General features: G+C 44.2%; 17 protein-coding genes. 4 read left to right on the top strand and 13 right to left on the bottom strand.

Annotated elements, in window-relative coordinates:
• Window positions 1-98: 98 nt before the first annotated feature.
• Together FTV18_RS01050 and FTV18_RS01045 are read right to left on the bottom strand one after the other, a co-directional pair.
• Window positions 99-1,085 (bottom strand): IS110 family transposase, encoded by a 987-nt coding sequence (locus FTV18_RS01050; protein ID WP_096911503.1) that lies wholly within the window; start codon window positions 1,083-1,085, stop codon window positions 99-101.
• 302 nt (window positions 1,086-1,387) lie between these two features.
• Window positions 1,388-2,200 carry an NAD-dependent epimerase/dehydratase family protein gene (locus FTV18_RS01045; protein WP_180016546.1) on the bottom strand — a complete coding sequence of 271 codons (813 nt, stop codon included), beginning with the start codon at window positions 2,198-2,200 and terminating at the stop codon, window positions 1,388-1,390.
• Window positions 2,201-2,233: 33 nt separating this feature from the next.
• Here FTV18_RS01045 and recG point away from each other — a divergent pair, with 33 nt between their 5' ends.
• Both recG and FTV18_RS01035 read left to right on the top strand, forming a co-directional pair.
• Window positions 2,234-4,279 (top strand): ATP-dependent DNA helicase RecG, encoded by a 2,046-nt coding sequence (gene recG / locus FTV18_RS01040; RefSeq protein ID WP_180016547.1) that lies wholly within the window; start codon window positions 2,234-2,236, stop codon window positions 4,277-4,279.
• A complete protein-coding gene (locus FTV18_RS01035; protein WP_180016548.1) occupies window positions 4,266-4,901 on the top strand; it encodes a ComF family protein in 636 nt (211 codons plus the stop codon). Before recG ends, FTV18_RS01035 begins: the two co-directional genes overlap by 14 nt.
• Window position 4,902: 1 nt before the next feature.
• Here FTV18_RS01035 and FTV18_RS01030 read toward each other — a convergent pair whose 3' ends face one another.
• Together FTV18_RS01030 and FTV18_RS01025 are read right to left on the bottom strand one after the other, a co-directional pair.
• A complete protein-coding gene (locus tag FTV18_RS01030) occupies window positions 4,903-5,304 on the bottom strand; it encodes an NUDIX domain-containing protein (RefSeq protein WP_180016549.1) in 402 nt (133 codons plus the stop codon).
• A 28-nt stretch (window positions 5,305-5,332) separates the two neighbouring features.
• Entirely contained in the window at window positions 5,333-5,923 is a 591-nt protein-coding gene (locus FTV18_RS01025) for a TIGR00730 family Rossman fold protein (RefSeq protein ID WP_180003288.1), read from the bottom strand.
• Between the two features lie 152 nt (window positions 5,924-6,075).
• Here FTV18_RS01025 and FTV18_RS01020 point away from each other — a divergent pair, with 152 nt between their 5' ends.
• Window positions 6,076-7,089 (top strand): CorA family divalent cation transporter, encoded by a 1,014-nt coding sequence (locus FTV18_RS01020; RefSeq protein ID WP_159122636.1) that lies wholly within the window; start codon window positions 6,076-6,078, stop codon window positions 7,087-7,089.
• A 106-nt stretch (window positions 7,090-7,195) separates the two neighbouring features.
• On the opposite strand, the gene FTV18_RS01015 is transcribed toward FTV18_RS01020, so the two are convergent.
• The 8 genes from FTV18_RS01015 to dxs all read right to left on the bottom strand — a co-directional run bounded on the left by FTV18_RS01015 (window position 7,196) and on the right by dxs (window position 16,049).
• The gene (locus FTV18_RS01015; protein WP_180016550.1) at window positions 7,196-7,486 is read right to left on the bottom strand and encodes an STAS domain-containing protein; all 291 of its coding nucleotides are present in this window, start codon (window positions 7,484-7,486) and stop codon (window positions 7,196-7,198) included.
• 12 nt (window positions 7,487-7,498) lie between these two features.
• Window positions 7,499-8,134, bottom strand: coding sequence for a phospholipid-binding protein MlaC (locus tag FTV18_RS01010; protein WP_004786965.1), 636 nt, complete (start codon window positions 8,132-8,134; stop codon window positions 7,499-7,501).
• A gap of 18 nt (window positions 8,135-8,152) precedes the next feature.
• Window positions 8,153-8,830, bottom strand: a complete 678-nt coding sequence (locus FTV18_RS01005; RefSeq protein WP_180016551.1) for an outer membrane lipid asymmetry maintenance protein MlaD — start codon at window positions 8,828-8,830, stop codon at window positions 8,153-8,155.
• Entirely contained in the window at window positions 8,830-9,609 is a 780-nt protein-coding gene (mlaE, locus tag FTV18_RS01000) for a lipid asymmetry maintenance ABC transporter permease subunit MlaE (protein ID WP_004786970.1), read from the bottom strand. The genes FTV18_RS01005 and mlaE overlap by 1 nt, the downstream gene beginning before the upstream one ends.
• Window positions 9,606-10,424, bottom strand: a complete 819-nt coding sequence (locus tag FTV18_RS00995; protein WP_005233709.1) for an ABC transporter ATP-binding protein — start codon at window positions 10,422-10,424, stop codon at window positions 9,606-9,608. The genes mlaE and FTV18_RS00995 overlap by 4 nt, the downstream gene beginning before the upstream one ends.
• 407 nt (window positions 10,425-10,831) lie before the next feature.
• A complete protein-coding gene (locus FTV18_RS00990; protein ID WP_180011177.1) occupies window positions 10,832-12,664 on the bottom strand; it encodes a DEAD/DEAH box helicase in 1,833 nt (610 codons plus the stop codon).
• 529 nt (window positions 12,665-13,193) lie between these two features.
• Complete coding sequence (locus FTV18_RS00985) at window positions 13,194-14,024, bottom strand: inositol monophosphatase family protein (protein ID WP_005233698.1); 831 nt, start codon at window positions 14,022-14,024, stop codon at window positions 13,194-13,196.
• Window positions 14,025-14,138: 114 nt separating this feature from the next.
• On the bottom strand, window positions 14,139-16,049 hold the full coding sequence (gene dxs, locus FTV18_RS00980; RefSeq protein ID WP_166135901.1) for a 1-deoxy-D-xylulose-5-phosphate synthase: 1,911 nt from the start codon (window positions 16,047-16,049) through the stop codon (window positions 14,139-14,141).
• 311 nt (window positions 16,050-16,360) lie between these two features.
• On the opposite strand from dxs, the gene ribA reads away from it, so the two are divergent.
• Window positions 16,361-16,963 (top strand): GTP cyclohydrolase II, encoded by a 603-nt coding sequence (gene ribA, locus FTV18_RS00975; protein WP_180016552.1) that lies wholly within the window; start codon window positions 16,361-16,363, stop codon window positions 16,961-16,963.
• 121 nt (window positions 16,964-17,084) lie between these two features.
• Here ribA and hemN read toward each other — a convergent pair whose 3' ends face one another.
• Complete coding sequence (hemN, locus tag FTV18_RS00970; RefSeq protein WP_180016553.1) at window positions 17,085-18,458, bottom strand: oxygen-independent coproporphyrinogen III oxidase; 1,374 nt, start codon at window positions 18,456-18,458, stop codon at window positions 17,085-17,087.
• Between the last annotated feature and the right edge of the window lie 88 nt (window positions 18,459-18,546).

Genomic DNA, 18,546 nt, shown 5'->3' with positions numbered 1-18,546 from the left:
GCCTCTCTTTTTTTGCTTGAGAATTAATAAAAATGATAAATATTCCCTCTCCTTTTAGGAGATGAGATACCGTCTTGGTAGTCAATCAGGTTTTGAGATTATTCGACCACTAAATAATCTCTTTGATAGGCAGTCTGATGTTTTAAAACGCCATAACACAGATGTATAAGCTTGCGCATTGCAGCACCTAAAGCACACATTTTATTTTTACCCTGGCTTAATAATCGTTGATATAAAGCTTCAATGTGTGGATTATATTTAATCGCTGTTAATGCCGACATATACAATACTGAGCGTATTTTACTGTCACCTGCTTTTGATAAGTGACTTTGCTTGTTGACTGAACTGCCAGACAACTGATGTACTGGAACCAAACCTACATATGCAGCAGCTTGACTTGCTTTTTCAAACTTGTGCGAATGAAATAACCCCAACAGTAATAAGCCTGATCGTTCACCGATTGAAGGAATAGTTTGCAGTAATTTCAAATCCTGTTTCAATGTTGGATCTTGATCTATGTGATTATTTATTAACTTATCAATATGTTCAAGTTGCTGATTTAAATACTCAATATTCTCTTCAAGTAATTTAATCACAACAACGGAGGTATGAGTGGACTGCGCCTTTTCAAGTCGATTCTTTTCCTGCAATAGACTACCTAGATAGACATCTCGTCTGCCTAGTAAAGCTTTTAATAATCTGACATTTTCAGGTTCAGGCTGCCATATGATTAACTTTGCGGTGTAACCATAACGTGAAAGAGCTTCACTATCAGCTTTATCCGTTTTATTTAGCATGGACATGCCTTTGGCAAAGGCTCTTACTCGTGAAGGATTAGCCACACAAACCTTTACACCTGCATCATATAGATAATATCCCAAATTCTCGTGATAAACCGAAGTCGCTTCCATGATTGCTGTCACTTGATCAGGTTCAATTTTAAGAGTGATGAGCCATTTGAGCAGACTGCCAAAGCCACTTTCTGTATTAGTAAATATTTTATTTTTTCTTTTTCCAGTCAAACCTTGAGGGAAAATGCAACAATCTATTTTGGTTTTACTGACATCAATACCTAGCATAATCATGGTGATATTCCTTGAGTTTAAGCTATGATTTTTATCCCATTAACCATCATCTTACCTTGTGAATACAGCATCAAAGTGCTTAGTTACCGTTCAGAGTTGTATGAGGGATAAGGGCAAATTGTAGGTTTTATCTCAGGTTCAAATTTAAGATTTTAGCAGCACTCCAAACTCTACAATTTGCGTATAGTGGTAGCTAATCACTATATCAATCAAGATACAAGCAGCACTGCTGCGCAAGGGAGAGGTGATTTTAAAAAACCCTCCTCCTAACCTCCTCCCAGAGGGAGGAGGAACTTCCAAATTTATAAATCAGTCTTATTCATCAACTCTAAATAATCCTGAAAACAATCCTGATGCTCTAACTCAAAGCCTATCTTTTCCATTCTTGTGGCATACAGCTTTTTACCCGTCACCCTGTCACTTTCGACTTTTAATATAGGCAAACCCATCTGCTGCTGAAACCATTGCAAGACTTCATGCAAAAGTTGTGGCTGATTATTAGTCAAAATATATGAAGAATCAGGATGTTCCACGTGAATCATATGAGCTAGAAAACGTGATAAGTCTTCAATATGAATACGATTCGACCAGTGCAGATTTGGATAACTGATCATTGAGGTTGCCATTTTCTGCATACGTGCCACAGAAGTCCCATAAATCCCACTTGGGCGGATAATGGTACATTGATCAGGATAAGCCGCGAGATACGCCTGTTCCATGTGATGCAGAATTTCACCTTGAGCATCATTCGGATGAATTTCAGTTTCATCATCCACGCTTTCACCTGCATTCTGTCCATAAACCCGGGTTGATGAAACCACCACCATTCTTTTTACCGGATGGGATTTCAAGGCAGTAATGATTGGCTGAACCGAATCCAGATAAATGTGCTGATAGGCTTCGACCCCCCTCAGTTTTGGGCTAAGTAACACATAGACCCAATCAATCGGAGCGGCTGCACTTAAATCCAGAGTGTGTACATCCTGAATCAGATGAGTTGCGAATGAATCTGTTTTGGGACTTTGGCTAATTGTGCTAATTTGATGACCTTGCTCAAATAATTGTTTAGCTACCCGCTCGGATGTTTTACCATAACCAATAAATAAAATATGCATTCGACACCGAATCACAGACCTGGTTGAGGGGACATGGCTGCAGTCCATCAGTTACAAGGCGTTGGCAATGCCGCCGCTGCTTTACTCGAAAAACTAAATATCTTTAATACTGATGATTTGCTTTTTCATCTACCACGTGACTATGAAGACCGTAGCACGATCATTCCCATGAATCAATTAACGGTGGGACGCAGCTATTTGCTGGAAGGTATCGTGAAAGGGGTTGATTTCCCACCCGGTAAACGCAAGTCTATGGCAGTGTTACTGGATGATGATTCTGGCAAAGTCACTTTGCGCTTTTATCATATTTATAAAGGCATTACCGATCGCTGCAAGCTCGGTAACCGTTTAAGAGTCTTTGGTGAAGTGCGAGTCGGCGCCCGTGGTCTGGAAATGTATCATCCAGAGCTGCAAGTCATTACTGAACATACACCTCTACCCCATACCCAACTCACCTCGATCTATCCGGCAACCGAAGGACTGACTCAGCCCAAGCTGCGGGAATATATTAAACAGGCACTAGAGCTGCATAGCGATGATCTGCCTGAACTGTTGCCACAAAAATTTAGCAATGGTTATGGCCTGAAGCAGGCACTGGAATATATTCATCATCCACCGCTGGACGCCAATATGTTGCAGCTCACTCAAGGCTCACATCCGGCACAGCAGCGTCTGATTTTTGAGGAACTGGTGGCACATCAAATCAGTTTACTGACTCGGCGTGCCTTTATTCAGCAGATTGAAGCCCCTTCATTTTCCCCGAGTAAAACCTATGCCAAACAGCTTTTGGCCGGTTTACCTTTCGAAATGACCGGTGCGCAAAAACGTGTATCCAAAGAAATTGCCATAGACCTGAAACAGAATAAACCGATGCTACGTCTGGTGCAGGGTGATGTGGGTGCAGGAAAAACCTTGGTTGCCGGCGTAGCAGCCTGTCATGCCCTAGAAGAAGGCTGGCAAGTCGCGCTGATGGCGCCAACTGAAATTCTGGCCGAACAGCATTACCTCAACTTCAAGCGCTGGTTCGAACCACTCGGTTTAAATGTCGCCTGGCTTTCCGGCAAGCAGAAAGGTAAAGCGCGTACTACAGCAGAGCAAGTGATCCGTGATGGTAGCGCGCATCTGGTGGTGGGCACACATGCCCTGTTTCAGGAAAATGTCGAGTTTGCCAAACTGGGCTTAGTAATTATTGATGAGCAGCATCGTTTTGGGGTCGATCAACGCTTAGCCTTGAGAAATAAAGGCTTGGATGGCATGTCGCCGCATCAATTGGTGATGACCGCAACCCCGATTCCACGCACGCTTGCTATGTCGGCGTATGGCGATCTGGATACTTCGATTATTGATGAATTGCCACCGGGTCGTACTCCGATCCAGACTGTGACCATTCCGCTGGATCGTCGCGAAGAGGTTCTGCAACGGATTGCCACGAATTGTGCTGAAGGTAAACAGGCTTATTGGGTCTGTACTTTGGTGGAACAGTCGGAAACTCTGGATGCTCAAGCCGCAGAAGCAACCTTTGCCGAGATCAAGGAACGCTTCCCTGAACTGAATATCGGTCTGGTACATGGCAAAATGAAAGCCGATGAAAAACAGGCAGTCATGCAGGAATTCAAAGACAATAAACTGCAGCTACTCATTGCTACAACTGTGATCGAAGTCGGTGTTGATGTCCCGAATGCTTCGATTATGGTGATTGAAAATGCCGAACGGCTTGGCCTGTCACAACTACATCAGCTGCGTGGTCGGGTGGGTCGTGGTGCCAAAGCCAGTTTCTGTGCCCTGCTCTATAAAAATCCATTGTCACAAAATGGTCAGGAACGTCTGCGTATCATGCGCGAAACCAATGATGGTTTTATCATTGCCGAGAAAGACCTGGAATTACGTGGTCCGGGTGAATTATTAGGAACCAAACAGACTGGTGATATGGGTTTCCGTGTAGCCAAGCTGGAACGTGATGATCACTTGCTGAATCAGGCCCATTATGTCGCCCAGCAGATGCTAAAAGATTATCCGAAACAGGCGGATGCCTTATTAAAACGCTGGCTACCCGAGGCTCCACGCTATGCCTATGTTTAAGCTGCTCCAACAGGGAAAACACTGGCTGAATCGTTTACAGCCTTGTCAACTATGCCAGACAGATTATCAAAACCTGTATTCCGTCTGTCAGGATTGCTGGCAACAGTTACCTTGGGCACATCAGACTATTCAGCGTCAGGAAATGCAGTTTCAAGTGGCATGTGACTATGCCTACCCGATGGATCGCCTGATTCAATTATTTAAATATGAGCAGAAGCTGCATCTGGAACCATTATTGGCAGGTGCATTACTAACCTTAAAATTTCCTAAAGTCAGTGCAGTGGTGCCTATGCCGATTTCAACAGAACGGCTAGTTGAACGTGGCTATAATCAATCTTTGTTGCTGGCCAAGCATGTAGCTAAACACTTGCAAGTTCCCGTCTGGCAGCCCATTGAAAGGCTTAAGCAACATTCACAAAAAGGTTTAAGCCGTCTGGAACGTATCGAAGATATTGAAGCCCAGTTCAGGGTCACTATCTCTTCAAAAGTCCGTTATCGTAAGGTTTTAATTATTGATGATGTGGTCACGACAGGTAGCTCAATTCGAGCTTTAAGCCAGCAACTAGAAAAACTGGGCTGCCAGCAGATTTACGCCGCCTGTCTAGCAGGAGCCAAACTTTAAATCAGGCTTGTACCAATAAGTTCTTTTTAACCCAAGGTATGACAATTTCTGTAGTCAATGGTGCAAGTTTCACATCTTTCTGATTCAGGTCCACCCATTTCATCTCGGCAATCTCAGCTTCAATATGTGGTTCCCCATCTAATTGCATCAGATAAACATAACTGACCAGTTGATGATCCGGTTCATTGGCAGTTTGAGTTTCAAAACGCCCGATAAATTGCTGAATCTCAGCCTGACAGCCAATTTCTTCCTGAATTTCACGTAGCATGGTGCGTTCAGGTGTTTCATCCGGTTCCAGCTTGCCACCCACTTGCATAAAACAGTCAGTATTTTTCTTACGAACCACCAGCAGCTGCTGATCTGAATTCAAAATAATGGCAGCTGCGACGGTAATAATTTTCATGAATTCGGAACGATCAAGTGGAAAACACTTATTTTACGAGATCTTCCTGATCGACCATACCCCATTTTGCTTCAGGCGGCTGGTAGTCTTGAAATTTCTGTAAAATTTCTTCGAAGTCATCACTCACGATCAGGGATTCAGTAAAACGTGGCTTGGTAAAACCCTTGTCCGTGGTCATCTGAATAAATTTAAGCAAATCATCATAAAAGCCATCGACATTGAGAAAAGCACAAGGTTTTTTATGAATCCCGAGCTGAGCCCAAGTCCATTGCTCAAAAATTTCCTCGAGCGTTCCCGCCCCACCCGGAATGGCAATAAAACCATCGGAGAGTTCTGACATTTTGGTCTTACGCTCATGCATATTATCGACCACATACAGCTTGGTAATATGCGGATGCGCCAATTCACGATTCACCAAGGGTCTTGGAATGACACCAATGACCTCGCCCCCTGCAGCCAGGGCACTATCTGCTACAATGCCCATTAATCCGGAACGACCACCACCATAAATCAGTGTTTGCTGTCTTTTTGCCAGGGCTTGGCCTACCTTTTCGGCAATTTGTTTATAACCAGGTTCAGAACCTAGCGCTGAGCCACAGAAAATTGCGATAGAATTCATCATTTTCACCATTGCATTGCCGGTATATAGTACGCAGGCAGCGCCTGAGAGTTTTTTTTCAAAAATAACTGCACAATCAGTGTTTTTATTCAATTCCTTGTCTAAAATACACACATTTAGATTAACATACTGCGCAAGGGAGAAAAGACAGCATGCTTGAAGCCTTTTACGCCACAGAGCGCGGTAGCCTAGAAGATGCCACCATCAATGGTGATTTCGACCTGCATCCGGAACTGGTTTGGATAGATTTAATTGCGCCTTCACAGGAAGAACAGCAATGGATTCTGGATGCCTATGAGCAAAACCTGCCCACCTTAAAATCTCTGGAAGATATTTCTTCGAGTGCCCGATTTTACCGTGATGATGACGGTATTTTGCACATCAGTACCTATTTCTTAACGAAAAATAAAAATTATCAGGTCGAAAGTGAACATGAGGATGATGCCAGCATCCTCGCGACGGTTCAGACAGTCGCTTTCATTTTGCATAAGGACCGGCTCTTTACCCTGCGTGGTGAAAAGCTGGTAGCTTTCCGGGCCTTTCGTGCCCGTGCGCGTCGCAATGATTATGATATTGACTATAAAGATCCAACCTGGATTCTGCTGGGTTTGCTCGAAGCTAAATTGGATGAGTTGGCCGATATTCTGGAAGACGTACATAAGGATCTGGAAAAATACTCAACCGAAGTTCTGAATAACCGGCATCGTGAACAGATCCTGGATCTGGACGACATGATTACCCGTCTGGCTCAACTGGAAGATATGCTCGGAAAAGCTCAGCTCTGTCTGATCGATTTACGCCGTGTACTTACCTTCCTGTCACGTCCACGTGCCTTAGGCAGTCATATTTATGATGCGGATATTCGAGAACTCAGTGAAGACGTCCGCTCACTGGTCGAGCATGATGCCTTCCTGTTCCAGAAAGTCCGCTTCTTGCTGGATACCACGTCCGGATTCATTAACACTGAACAGAATGATACGATCCGTCGCTTCTCGATTTTACCAAGTATGCTCGCGCCCCCCATGCTAATTGCCAGTATTTACGGGATGAACACTGATGTCTTGCCCTTCGCTCAAGGTTCGATGAGCTTTGTGATGGTGAACATTATTATTATGGGCTTCCTGATTGGGCCATTGATTTACTTTAGATGGAAGAAGTGGATTTGAGCGAGCTTTAAAGCACTGCTTTTAAAGCGAAGTGCAAGAAACGCTCCTCATCTGATTCATGCTTATTTGAAAAACAATAAAAAAGCACCTTTCGGTGCTTTTTTATTTACTGAATGATCTGTAAATCATCCTGCAAATGACAGGCCTGAATGATCTTCATCATTTTTTCAGGGACTGCTTTAAACTCTAGCCCTCGTGCTTGCGGAGTTTGGCGCAACCAGCGCACCAGAACTGCCAAAGTCAAAGTACTACCCTGCTCAAGTCCAGCCAAATTAACTACCACAGGAAACTTGTCCTGTGACTGAATAACACGCAGACCATCTAGGTAATAGTTCTGCGCATTGTCAGCGTCAATCTTGCCTGAAACCTGCAGTTCCTGATTATTGAATTGAATCACAGCTCACCTATCTTATTTTTTCTTGTCAATCGCCGCTTCTGCATCTGGCTTGAAGTTAGCAATGGCTTTATCCAAGTTACCACCATTACGTTTTACTGTAGCCGCAAACTGGTTACGGAACTGCAGGCCTAGGTCAATACCAGAAACATTGATGTTACGGATTTTCCATTGTGAACCTTTATCAACCAGCTGGAAGGCAACCGGAATTTTCTCGCCTTTGTTATTAAAGTCGATGGTCACTACAGGATTTTTGCTGTTAGTCGCCTTATAAGGACGAACGCTGTAAGTCTGGTTACTGAACTTAGAGAAAGCCGTACCATAATTTTCAATCAGGGTTTCACGGAAGTTCTTTTCAAACTGTGCACGCTGCGCCGCAGTACTATACTGATTGGTCGCATAAGTCCCCATCACAATCCGGGTAAACGATTGTGAATCGATATACGGGTCAAGGTTCTGACGGACAATCGTTTTCACAAGCGCAGGATTATTCTGCAATTTGGCATGATCGGTTTTAAGACGATCAATCAAATTGTCTGCAACTCTTTTAATAAAAGCAGGTGGGGCTTCAGACGGTGCAGCAAACACTGTACCAGCAACCATTGTTGAAAGAATGCTTGCAGCAAGCGTTTGTTTTACTAAAGTCTTCACTCAAATCTCCTCAATCTGTTATTCAACAAATGCCGGTTCTGCATTTGTTGTTTTTGAAAATGCAGCTTCTTCTGAGGCACTTTCCTGACTATCTGACGATTTTCCGGCACCACCGGTAATAAATTTCGTCACTAAATCTTCAATTTCCATGGTGCCTTGAGTGTTCGCAATCTGCTCACCACGTTTCAAGTAAGTCAGACCGCCACCTGGAATAATTTTCAGATACTTTTCACCCAATAAACCATTTGTTGCTACCATAATGTAAGCATCTTCATCAATATTGGTGATGGATTTCATGTTATCTAATAGTTGTTTTTCCATTGTTTTTTGTTGCGCAAGATCGGCTGCGGTATAGTCTGAACTATAACGTAACTCTTCCAATGCTTCCTGCTGAACCTGCTTGAGCTGCTCGGCATTAAAAGAAGTCAGAGAGCCATCTAGCGTCATATGGACAGTGGCTAAACGAGTCACCGGATCCAGCGTAATTTTATCAACCTGACCGACTTTCACCCCACTTAAAGCAACTTTAGCACGTGGTTTGATGCCATTTACATTTTCAAAAGTCGCTGTCATCTGATAGCTATCAGAAATATTGGTGCCTACCAGACCGCTAACACGCATCGCCAAAAAGAACAGGGCGATACCAAAAAGAATGACAAAAACACCAACGGCCAGCTCACTAGTACGTGATTTCATTAAATACCTCCGAACATGACCGCAGTCAACACGAAATCAAAACCTAATACGCACAGCGAAGAATAGACAACCGTACGTGTTGTAGAAGTTGCGATACCTTCTGATGTTGGTTCACAGGCATAACCCTGATAAACCGCGATCCAGGTACAAATTAATGCAAAAACAAAACTCTTGATAATGGTGCCATTCAGGACATCTTTATAGAAGCGCACGGTACTTTCCATGCCACTCCAATATGCACCTTCATCTGCACCCAGAAAATCAACACCTACCATTTTTCCGCCCATAATCCCGACCGCAGCAAAGATCACAGAGAGCATGGGCAAGCTAAAAATACCGGCCCAAAGGCGTGGTGAAATCACCCGTTTTAAGGGATCGACCCCGATCATTTCCATACTGGACAATTGCTCGGTCGCTTTCATCAGACCAATTTCGGCGGTTAAAGCAGAACCGGCACGACCCGCGAACAGTAAGGCAGCAACCACAGGTGCCAATTCACGTAACAAGGTTAAAGCCACTGCAGTACCAAGCATCGCTTCACTACCAAATGTCGACAGGATGGTATACATCTGCAAACCGAGTACTGAACCAATAAACAGGCCAGATACCGCAATGATCAAGAGCGACAGTACCCCGACCCGATACATCTGATAAACAAACAGCTTTACTCCAAGCCAGGTTGGCATGGAAAAGAGAATCTGCAACAGCATCAGTGTTGCAACACCAATTCCCTGAACACGTTCAATAACGCGTCTACCTAAGGCAGCAATGGCATTCATGAACGTACCTCATCACTTAAATAAGCCTGATGACTAAACTGATAATCTACCGGGCCTTCAACCGAACCGGTTAGGAACTGCTGCACAAAGGCTGAAGGATGATTTTTCAATTCTTCTGCTGTGCCCTCACCCTGGATTTTGCCTTCTGCGACTACATAAATGTAATCGGCAATCGATAAAGTCTCTGCCACATCATGCGAAACAATAATGGTTGTTAAATCCAGTGCTTCACGTAGAGAGCGGATTAGTCGAGTTAAAACCCCCATCACAATCGGATCCTGCCCGGCAAAAGGTTCATCGTACATGATCAGTTCAGGGTCCAGTGCAATCGCCCGAGCCAAAGCCACCCGGCGATTCATCCCGCCAGACAGCTCTGAAGGCATCATTTGCTCTGCCCCACGTAGTCCTACTGACTCGAGTTTCAAAGCCACAATTTCAGCAATCAGATGTTCAGGCAATTTGGTATGCGCACGAATCGGAAAGGCAACATTTTCATAGACGCTCATGTCGGTAAACAGAGCGCCACTTTGGAACAGCATCCCCATACGTGCACGTGCGGAAAAAAGCTCGGAACGGGACATCTTGGCAATATCTTTACCGTCCAGTAAAACCTGACCCTGTTCAGGCGTCAGTTGCCCACCGATCAATCTTAATAAAGTGGTTTTACCAGTTCCGGAAGGTCCCATAATGGCGGTAATCTGCCCACGACGAATGTTTAAACTGACATCGTCATAAATTACACGCTCACCCCGCTTGAAACTCAAATTCTTGACTTCAATCAAAGACTGAGGATCCTGCGCTGTTTGATTTTTCATAGCTGAGTTTATTCCTGCATTTTTTCAGCATGCATATGACAAAAGAACGAAGTTCAACATGTTAGCATTTGAAAATGAAGGGTCAAGTTCATGGAAAACATAATGCTCCATGCCTGGCCATATATTTCTAGTAATCAAAAATTTTATTTCGACGCGATTTTAACAGACTATGATCCATTTAAAAAACGATATACATAATAAATCAGATTGCACAAAAGCAAAGTTACCGCGATGTAGGACATGTACCCCCTCAATAATATGAAAGACTATAAAGGGACGCTTTCAGATTACGGATCATCATAAACCCAGAAAAAGTTGATGAAGTAGGCATTTTATGCTGAAAAAACAAAAAATCAATGCATAAAAAAACCAGCACTCAGGCTGGTTTTTTTTCAGACGTTATTCAATTAGTCATTGAATTTACGACGTGGACGATCTTCACCGAATGAACGCTCGCCACGTGGCTTGTCATCAAAGTTGCGACGCGCTGGACGGTCACCGAAGTCACGTTTTGGACGGTCATCACCGAATGAACGTGCTGGGCGATCACCGAAACCACCTTCGCGACGTGCTGGACGATCACCGAAATCACGTTTTGGGCGGTCACCGAAACCACCTTCACGGCGTGGAGCAGGACGATCACCGAAATCACGTTTTGGACGGTCACCAAATGAACCTTCACGACGTGGTTTGTAATCTACACGGTTACCGCGGTTGTCATCATTACCTTCGAAACGAGGACGGTCACCGAAGTCACGACGTGGGCGATCATTGTTAAACTCGCGACGTGGACGGTCTTCATTGAAGTCACGACGTGGACGATCACCGAAACCGCCTTCACGACGTGGACGATCGCTGTTGAAGTCACGACGTGGACGATCTTCGCCACCGAACGCAGGACGTTCGCCACGAGGTTTGTCATCGAAGCTACGACGTGGACGGTCATCACCACCTTCACGACGTTTGAAATTGCTCTCGCCTTCGAAACGACGACCACCACCGAAGCCACGACCGCCATCACGACGACCGCCACGACCACGACCAGCGCCATCACGGCTACCGCGTGCAGGAGGTGGAGATGGCTCAAGACCTTCAATTTCAGATACATTTAGACGAGCTTCAAGGAAGTCTTCTAGTGCACGGATTTTACCGCGTTCACGATAAGTCGCTAAAGTAATTGCTTTACCGGTACGGCCCGCACGACCTGTACGACCGATACGGTGTACATAGTCTTCGTTCTTCATAGGAAGACCAAAGTTGATCACGTGAGAGATTGTCGGTACGTCTAGACCACGTGCTGCAACGTCAGTTGCAACCAGGATTTTTGCACGACCTTCACGGATACTGCGCAGACGACGGTTACGAACGGTTTGTGGCATCGCACCATGCAGAGCAACAACTGATAAACCTGCTTCAGCAAGTTCTTCAGCCAGCATATCTGTATCTTCTTGAGTAGAAGCAAAGACCACTGCCTGATCAACATCTTCTTCGTTTAACCAGTGAGTAAGAAGTTTTTTCTTGTGCTCAAAGCCATCAGTCCAGTGTAAAGTCTGGGTAATGTCAGTATTGGTAGAGTGACCAGTTTCAATTGCAATACGCTCTGGTTCATTCATCATGCGTTCAGCAAGGGTAATGATACGTGGAGCGAAAGTTGCAGAGAACATCAGTGTTTGTTTACGGTTTGCAGCCAAGTCACCGATTGCTTCCAGGTCTTCAGAGAAACCAAGATCCAGCATACGGTCAGCTTCGTCGACGATCAGCGAGTCAACTTTGTCAAGTTTGATTTGACGACGATTAACAAGGTCAAGTAAACGGCCTGGAGTTGCTACAACAACCTGTGCACCTTTTAACTGCTGGATTTGTTTACCAAATGGCATACCACCCATAATTGCAGCAATACGAACACCTTTCATGTGACGTACAAATGCGATCGCGTCTTGACATACTTGTTGCGCCAATTCACGAGTTGGTGAAATCACCAGAATAGTCGGTTGAGTCACCGCTTTCATACGTTCTTTAAATGGTACGAAAGTATCTTGGTTAGCAAGTGCGTTCAAAGTTGGGAGAAGGAACGCAGCGGTTTTACCCGAACCTGTCTGGCTAGATACTAAAAGGTCTTTACCTTCTAGTGCAGCAGGGATAGATTGTTCTTGTACAGGAGTCGGAGTAGTAAAACCTAAGCCTTGAAGGGCTTGTTGTAACGATTCATGCAAAGAAAATTCAGCAAAAGTTTTGCTCATAGAGTATTCCACCCGGAAATTGGGTGCTCCATTAAAAATAAAGTCAAATGGACATCGACAAAAAGCGGTACAGCAATTAAACGCTGAAAAGAGATGATTCAGCGGCGATCCGAGTAACGACGATGTGATATAACGCACGCATGATTACGGCATAACCTGAAGGAATCGCTTTAGCGATTGGGGCGCGAGATATCGTCCTCTCTTTGGACCGCACGCGCATACACAATGATAAGAAGAGAAATGTTCAGGTGACGAACAGAAATTAAGTGCGTGCGCAGATTATAGCAGGATTATTTATAAAGTCATCCGCTTTTCAGATTATTTTGTTTAACTGCTAATTTCTTCATCAATTTCTATGACTTAAACAAGAAAAGAAATGTAATTAATTCTCCAGCCGGTCAATTTTCTTTTTATCAAGGCTGTAAATCATCTAAATATGAAGATATTTATCCCGTAATTATTTTCAAAAAATAAAAAAGGCATCCCGAGAGATACCTTTTTAATATTCGATTTACGGCGTTAAACCCGATTATTTCGCTGCGTCACCCCAAGCAGGAACAACTGCTTGCATAAGAGGTTTCAGCATTTTCATTGAACAAGCCAAAACTTGACCATTTTCCATAGAATCGCTACCACCACGCGCATCAACCACAGTACCGCCCGCTTCTTTCACGATTAACTCGCCTGCTGCAATATCCCAAGGTTTCAAGCCAAGCTCGAAGTAACCATCAAGACGACCAGCAGCGACATAAGCCAGATCCAGGGCAGCTGAACCACCACGACGGAATTGTGCACCTGCTTCAGTTACATTAAGCAATGCATCAAAATGATTCTTGGCATAAGAGACTACTTCACCATTACGTTTAGTACGGTAAGCATGGCCAACTGCCAGGAAAGTATTGTTCAGACTGTCTTTAACATTTACACGGATGCGGCGCTGGTTCAACATCGCACCACGACCACGGCTCGCAGAAAATAGCTCATCTTTCACAGGGTCATAGATAACACCGTGCTGAGTTACACCTTTGTGCTGAACTGCGATAGAGATACAGAAATGCGGAAAACCGTTAATAAAGTTTAGTGTGCCATCAAGTGGATCGATCACCCAACACCAATCAGCGTCGTGACCTTTACCTTCTTGCAGACCAAATTCTTCACCAAGGAAACTGTGATTTTTATAGCTTTTACGTAGAGTATCGATGGTCAACTGTTCCAGATAACGATCTACACGCGTTACCGGACCATCAATGCCTTTTTCTTCGACTTGCAGATCGAGTTTATGACGATTTTGATGCGCTTTTAAAAGCTCTTGACCAACTAATTGAGCCGCACGCGCAGCCATCACCACCATAGGTTCCATTGAACACCCACTACAAATTTGAAGATACTGATAAAGAATAATGCATAAAAGCCCGCATATTTTAGCAAATATCCGGGCTTTTTGGGAAAAAATGTGTCGAAACTTTTTAAGCGTTTATAACAGAACGCTTTGACCTAGCTTTAACCAGGCCTCATTGATTGATTTTTCAATGCCTTGGCTATCAAGTCCTGCCTGCTGCAACATCTGGCTATGTGTTGCTTGTGCCATAAAGCTATCCGCTAGACCTAGGTTCAGGATTGGTTTAACGATTTGAGCTTCAGCCAGATACTCATTCACAGCACTTCCTGCGCCGCCCATGACTGCATGTTCTTCAACAGTGACAAACAGACTGGTTGAATTGGCCAGCTGGTTTAATATTTTGGTATCCAATGGTTTGATAAAACGCATATTCACTACGCGTACGCCCACATCATGTTTGCTGGCAAATACCTGAGCAGCTTCCACTGCGGCTTGAACCCGACTACCGAATGCCAGAATAGAAACATATTCGTCATACTGTTCGTTCAGACTGAGCAACAATTCTGCCTGACCGATCTGCATCTCGGTCATGGTTTTCTGGATTTCCACACCCAGTCCATTCCCACGCGGATAACGCACTGCTGCCGGACCATGATACAGATAAGCCGTATGCAACATCTGACGGCATTCATTCTCATCTTTTGGTGCCATGATCACCAGATTCGGAATGGTACGCATATAGGCATAATCATAGGCGCCGGCATGCGTTGGACCATCTTCACCAACCAGACCGGCACGATCGATCCCAAACGTCACATCCAGATTTTGCAGTGCCACGTCATGCACCAACTGATCATAACCCCGTTGCAGGAAAGTTGAATAGATTGCGACGACCGGTTTTAAACCTTCACAAGCCATACCTGCTGCCAGCGTCACTGCATGTTGTTCTGCAATGGCCACATCAAAGAAACGTTCAGGGTATTCTTTGGCAAACTGCACCATACCTGAACCTTCACACATCGCCGGAGTAATCGCCAATAGGCGTTTATCCTGTGCTGCTTCATCACATAACCATTGTCCAAATACATCCGAATATTTCGGTGCTGGATTAGCTACTGCAACTGCATTGAGTTTACTAATCGCATGGTATTTAATCTGGTCACATTCTGCTGGTGCAAAGCCCTTACCTTTTTTGGTATAGATATGAATTAGGCGCGGACCTTTACGTTTTTTCAAGGCTTTAAAGACGTGTACCAGTTGTTTGACATCATGGCCATCATAAGGACCAAAATAATCAAAACCAATGGCTTTAAACAGGTTATCTGCGGCATCAGTTGCAGCCTGATGTAAACGAGAGTTATATAGCCATTCCGGATGTGGCTGTACATAAGCCTCACCATCTTCAGTCACGTTGACGAATTCGCCACGTTCCCAGATTGCAGCAAGATGCTTGGCAAAACCACCAGTACTGCAAGAGATCGACATATCATTGTCGTTCAGAATCACCATCAGGTCAGCCTGATGTGCCACAGCATCATTCATCGCTTCAAAAGCCATGCCTGCTGTCATGGCCCCATCACCAATGATTGATACGACTTCACACGGATTGTTCTGATAACGGCGGGCCAAAGCCATGCCAAGGCCAGCAGAAATGGCGGTAGATGAATGTCCTACCCCAAAAGTATCAAATTCAGATTCTTCACGCGCTGGAAATGCGGCCAGACCATCTTTGGCACGGATTGTAGTGAGCTGTTCACGACGTCCAGTCAACGCCTTATGCGGATAAGCCTGATGACCCACATCCCAGATCAGGCGATCATGTGGCGTATTAAAGCAGTAATGTAAAGCGACTGTGAGCTCAATCACACCCAGATTGGCCCCAAAGTGTCCACCACTCTGACCCGCAGCATACAAAATGAATTGACGTAACTCATCTGCCACTTGAGTGAGCTGGCTTTGCTCGAGTGCACGCAGTTGCTCAGGATGATCGATCGCATCAAGCAACGGTGTTACAGGGCGTTGAGTTGGTATTTCTGTATACAGCATATATGGCAAAGCCTTCTAAAGCCTGGCAAAATCTTAAGCTAGGTCAATGGGGAATAACCGATCATATAGTTGAATTGTAGCAGCTTCAATTCAGCTACGCTTCTAGCGATGCAATATTAAACAGCGATCTCGTCGGGGTGAAAAATTTGCAGGCTACGATTATCCTGAATAATCTTACTATTTATCAACTATTATCGTTCGCTTTCTACAAAAAAGAAAATGTTCTTCATAAATTCAGCTGAGCAATTCTACTAATGTTTAAGCATTACGCTATACTTTAGCTACTTTATTAGGATTTTACGGGTTCAGCTGTGCCTATCGAATTTGTCGCAACTTCAAGATTACCGACCGCTCATGGTGAATTTAAAATTACTGTTTTTCAAGACCCTAAAACTGGCGAAGAACATGTCGCTCTTTCTAAAGGCTTAGAAGAACCAAGTGATGAACCTATGCTGGTCCGTGTACATTCTGAATGTTTAACCGGTGATGCCTTTGCTTCATTAAAATGCGACTGTGGCCCTCAACTCCAGGCAACACAAAAACTGATTAATGAAGTGGGTCGCGGTGTCATTCTTTATTTACGTCAGGAAGGACGCGGAATTGGCTTGACCAATAAAATCCGTGCATACGCCTTGCAAGACCAGGGACATGATACGGTCGATGCCAACCTAATGCTGAATTTACCGGCAGATGCACGTCAATATGATATGTGCAGCATCATGCTGGATCACCTAGGTGTAAAAGCCGTCCGCCTGATCACCAATAACCCTTTAAAAATTGATGCACTGAAAGAGCAAGGCATTAATGTAGTGGACCGTGTACCACTCACTGTGGGTCTGAATCCATTCAATGAGCAATACCTCAAAACCAAGCATGAGCGTATGGCGCATATGTATCAGAAGGAAGATTTTTAAAAGAATCTCCCCCTGCCCCCTCTTTTTCAAAGAGGGGAAATTTCCTTTTATATAAGTATAGGGAAGCCTCCCTTTTTTAAAGGGAGGTTTGGAGGGATTTATAAGATCCTAAGAGGGATTCTTAAATCGTCATTGAGAAAATCCGGTTCTCTGGCATACGACGCTTTAAACGTAAATCAAAAGCCATGCAAATATTGCGTACAAATGGTTTCCCTTTCTCCAAAATCGTGACTGAAGAGTCTTCAATTTTGATTAGCTGATCCTGCTGCATTTCCTCAAGCTGCTTTAGCACTTCATCAATTTCAGCAAACTGTATGTCTCCACTTTCCCATGAAGTAGTAAAACTACACATCAGATTCAGGATATGTTTACGAATGATCAGGTCTTCCTGAGTCAGGATATGCCCTTTTACCACTGGAATCTGATTCCGCTCTAGCAGTTCATAATATTCTTCAATGGTTTTCACATTCTGTGCGAAGCTATACCAGCTATCACTAATCGAAGAGATTCCGAGTCCGATCATCACCTGAGTTTTAGACGCGGTATAACCCATAAAATTGCGGTGCAAAGTTCCGGATTGAAAGGATTGGTACATGCTGTCTTTTTCTAGCGCGAAATGATCCATACCAATTTCATGATAACCATGCGCTAGGAGCTTTTTCTTACCCTCTTCATAACATTGACGCTTGATCTCATCTTTTGGCACATCCGCATCTTTAAAACCGCGCTGGCCATTCCCTTTAATCCAAGGCACATGTGCATAGCTATATAAGGCCAGACGGTCTGGTAACAATGAATTGGTCTGATCAATAGTATTTAAAACATCATCCAGACTTTGAAATGGCAGACCAAAAACCAGATCATGCGAAATCGATTCATAACCAATTTCACGTGCCCATTCAGTCACCTGTTTAACATTTTCATAAGGTTGAATGCGGTGAATGGCTTTTTGTACGGTTTCATTATAATCCTGCACGCCATAACTGACCCGACGAAAGCCCAAGTCATATAAGCCTTGCAAATGCTCACGCGTGGTATTGTTTGGATGACCTTCGAAGCTGAATTCATGTTCTGCTGCAATCTCGGCTTTGGAAAAAATACCTTGAATGAGCTGGGTTAAATTTTCAATAGAAAAGAACGTTGGTGTCCCACCGCCGAGATGAATTTCTTTGATGATGGGTTTCTCTTGCAACAGCTCACAATATAACTCCCATTCTTTCAGCACAGCTTGTATATAAGGCAGCTCGACTTCATGACGTTTGGTCACCCGTTTATGACAGCCACAAAAGGTGCATAAGCTTTCACAAAATGGTAGATGGATATACAGGCTAACGCCTTCAGTCGCATTCGACTCCTGAAAAGAACGTTTTAGTGTCTGCTTCCAAAGCTCTAGTGAAAATCCTGACTCTTCCCAATAAGGTACAGTTGGATAACTGGTGTAGCGAGGACCGGGGACATTATATTTTTGAATGAGAGAATTTGCCTGCACAGTCATGAATGCCTACCACCTTATCAGTCAGGTTAATGCGCTGCATAGAGCGCTGTTAGGGTTATTGTGCGGAGCTCAAAAAAAGAATTCAACC

The sequence above is a fragment of the Acinetobacter sp. YH12241 genome (genome assembly GCF_013417535.1).
Lineage (GTDB): Bacteria > Pseudomonadota > Gammaproteobacteria > Pseudomonadales > Moraxellaceae > Acinetobacter.
This window is presented reverse-complemented; position numbering and strand designations above follow the sequence as displayed.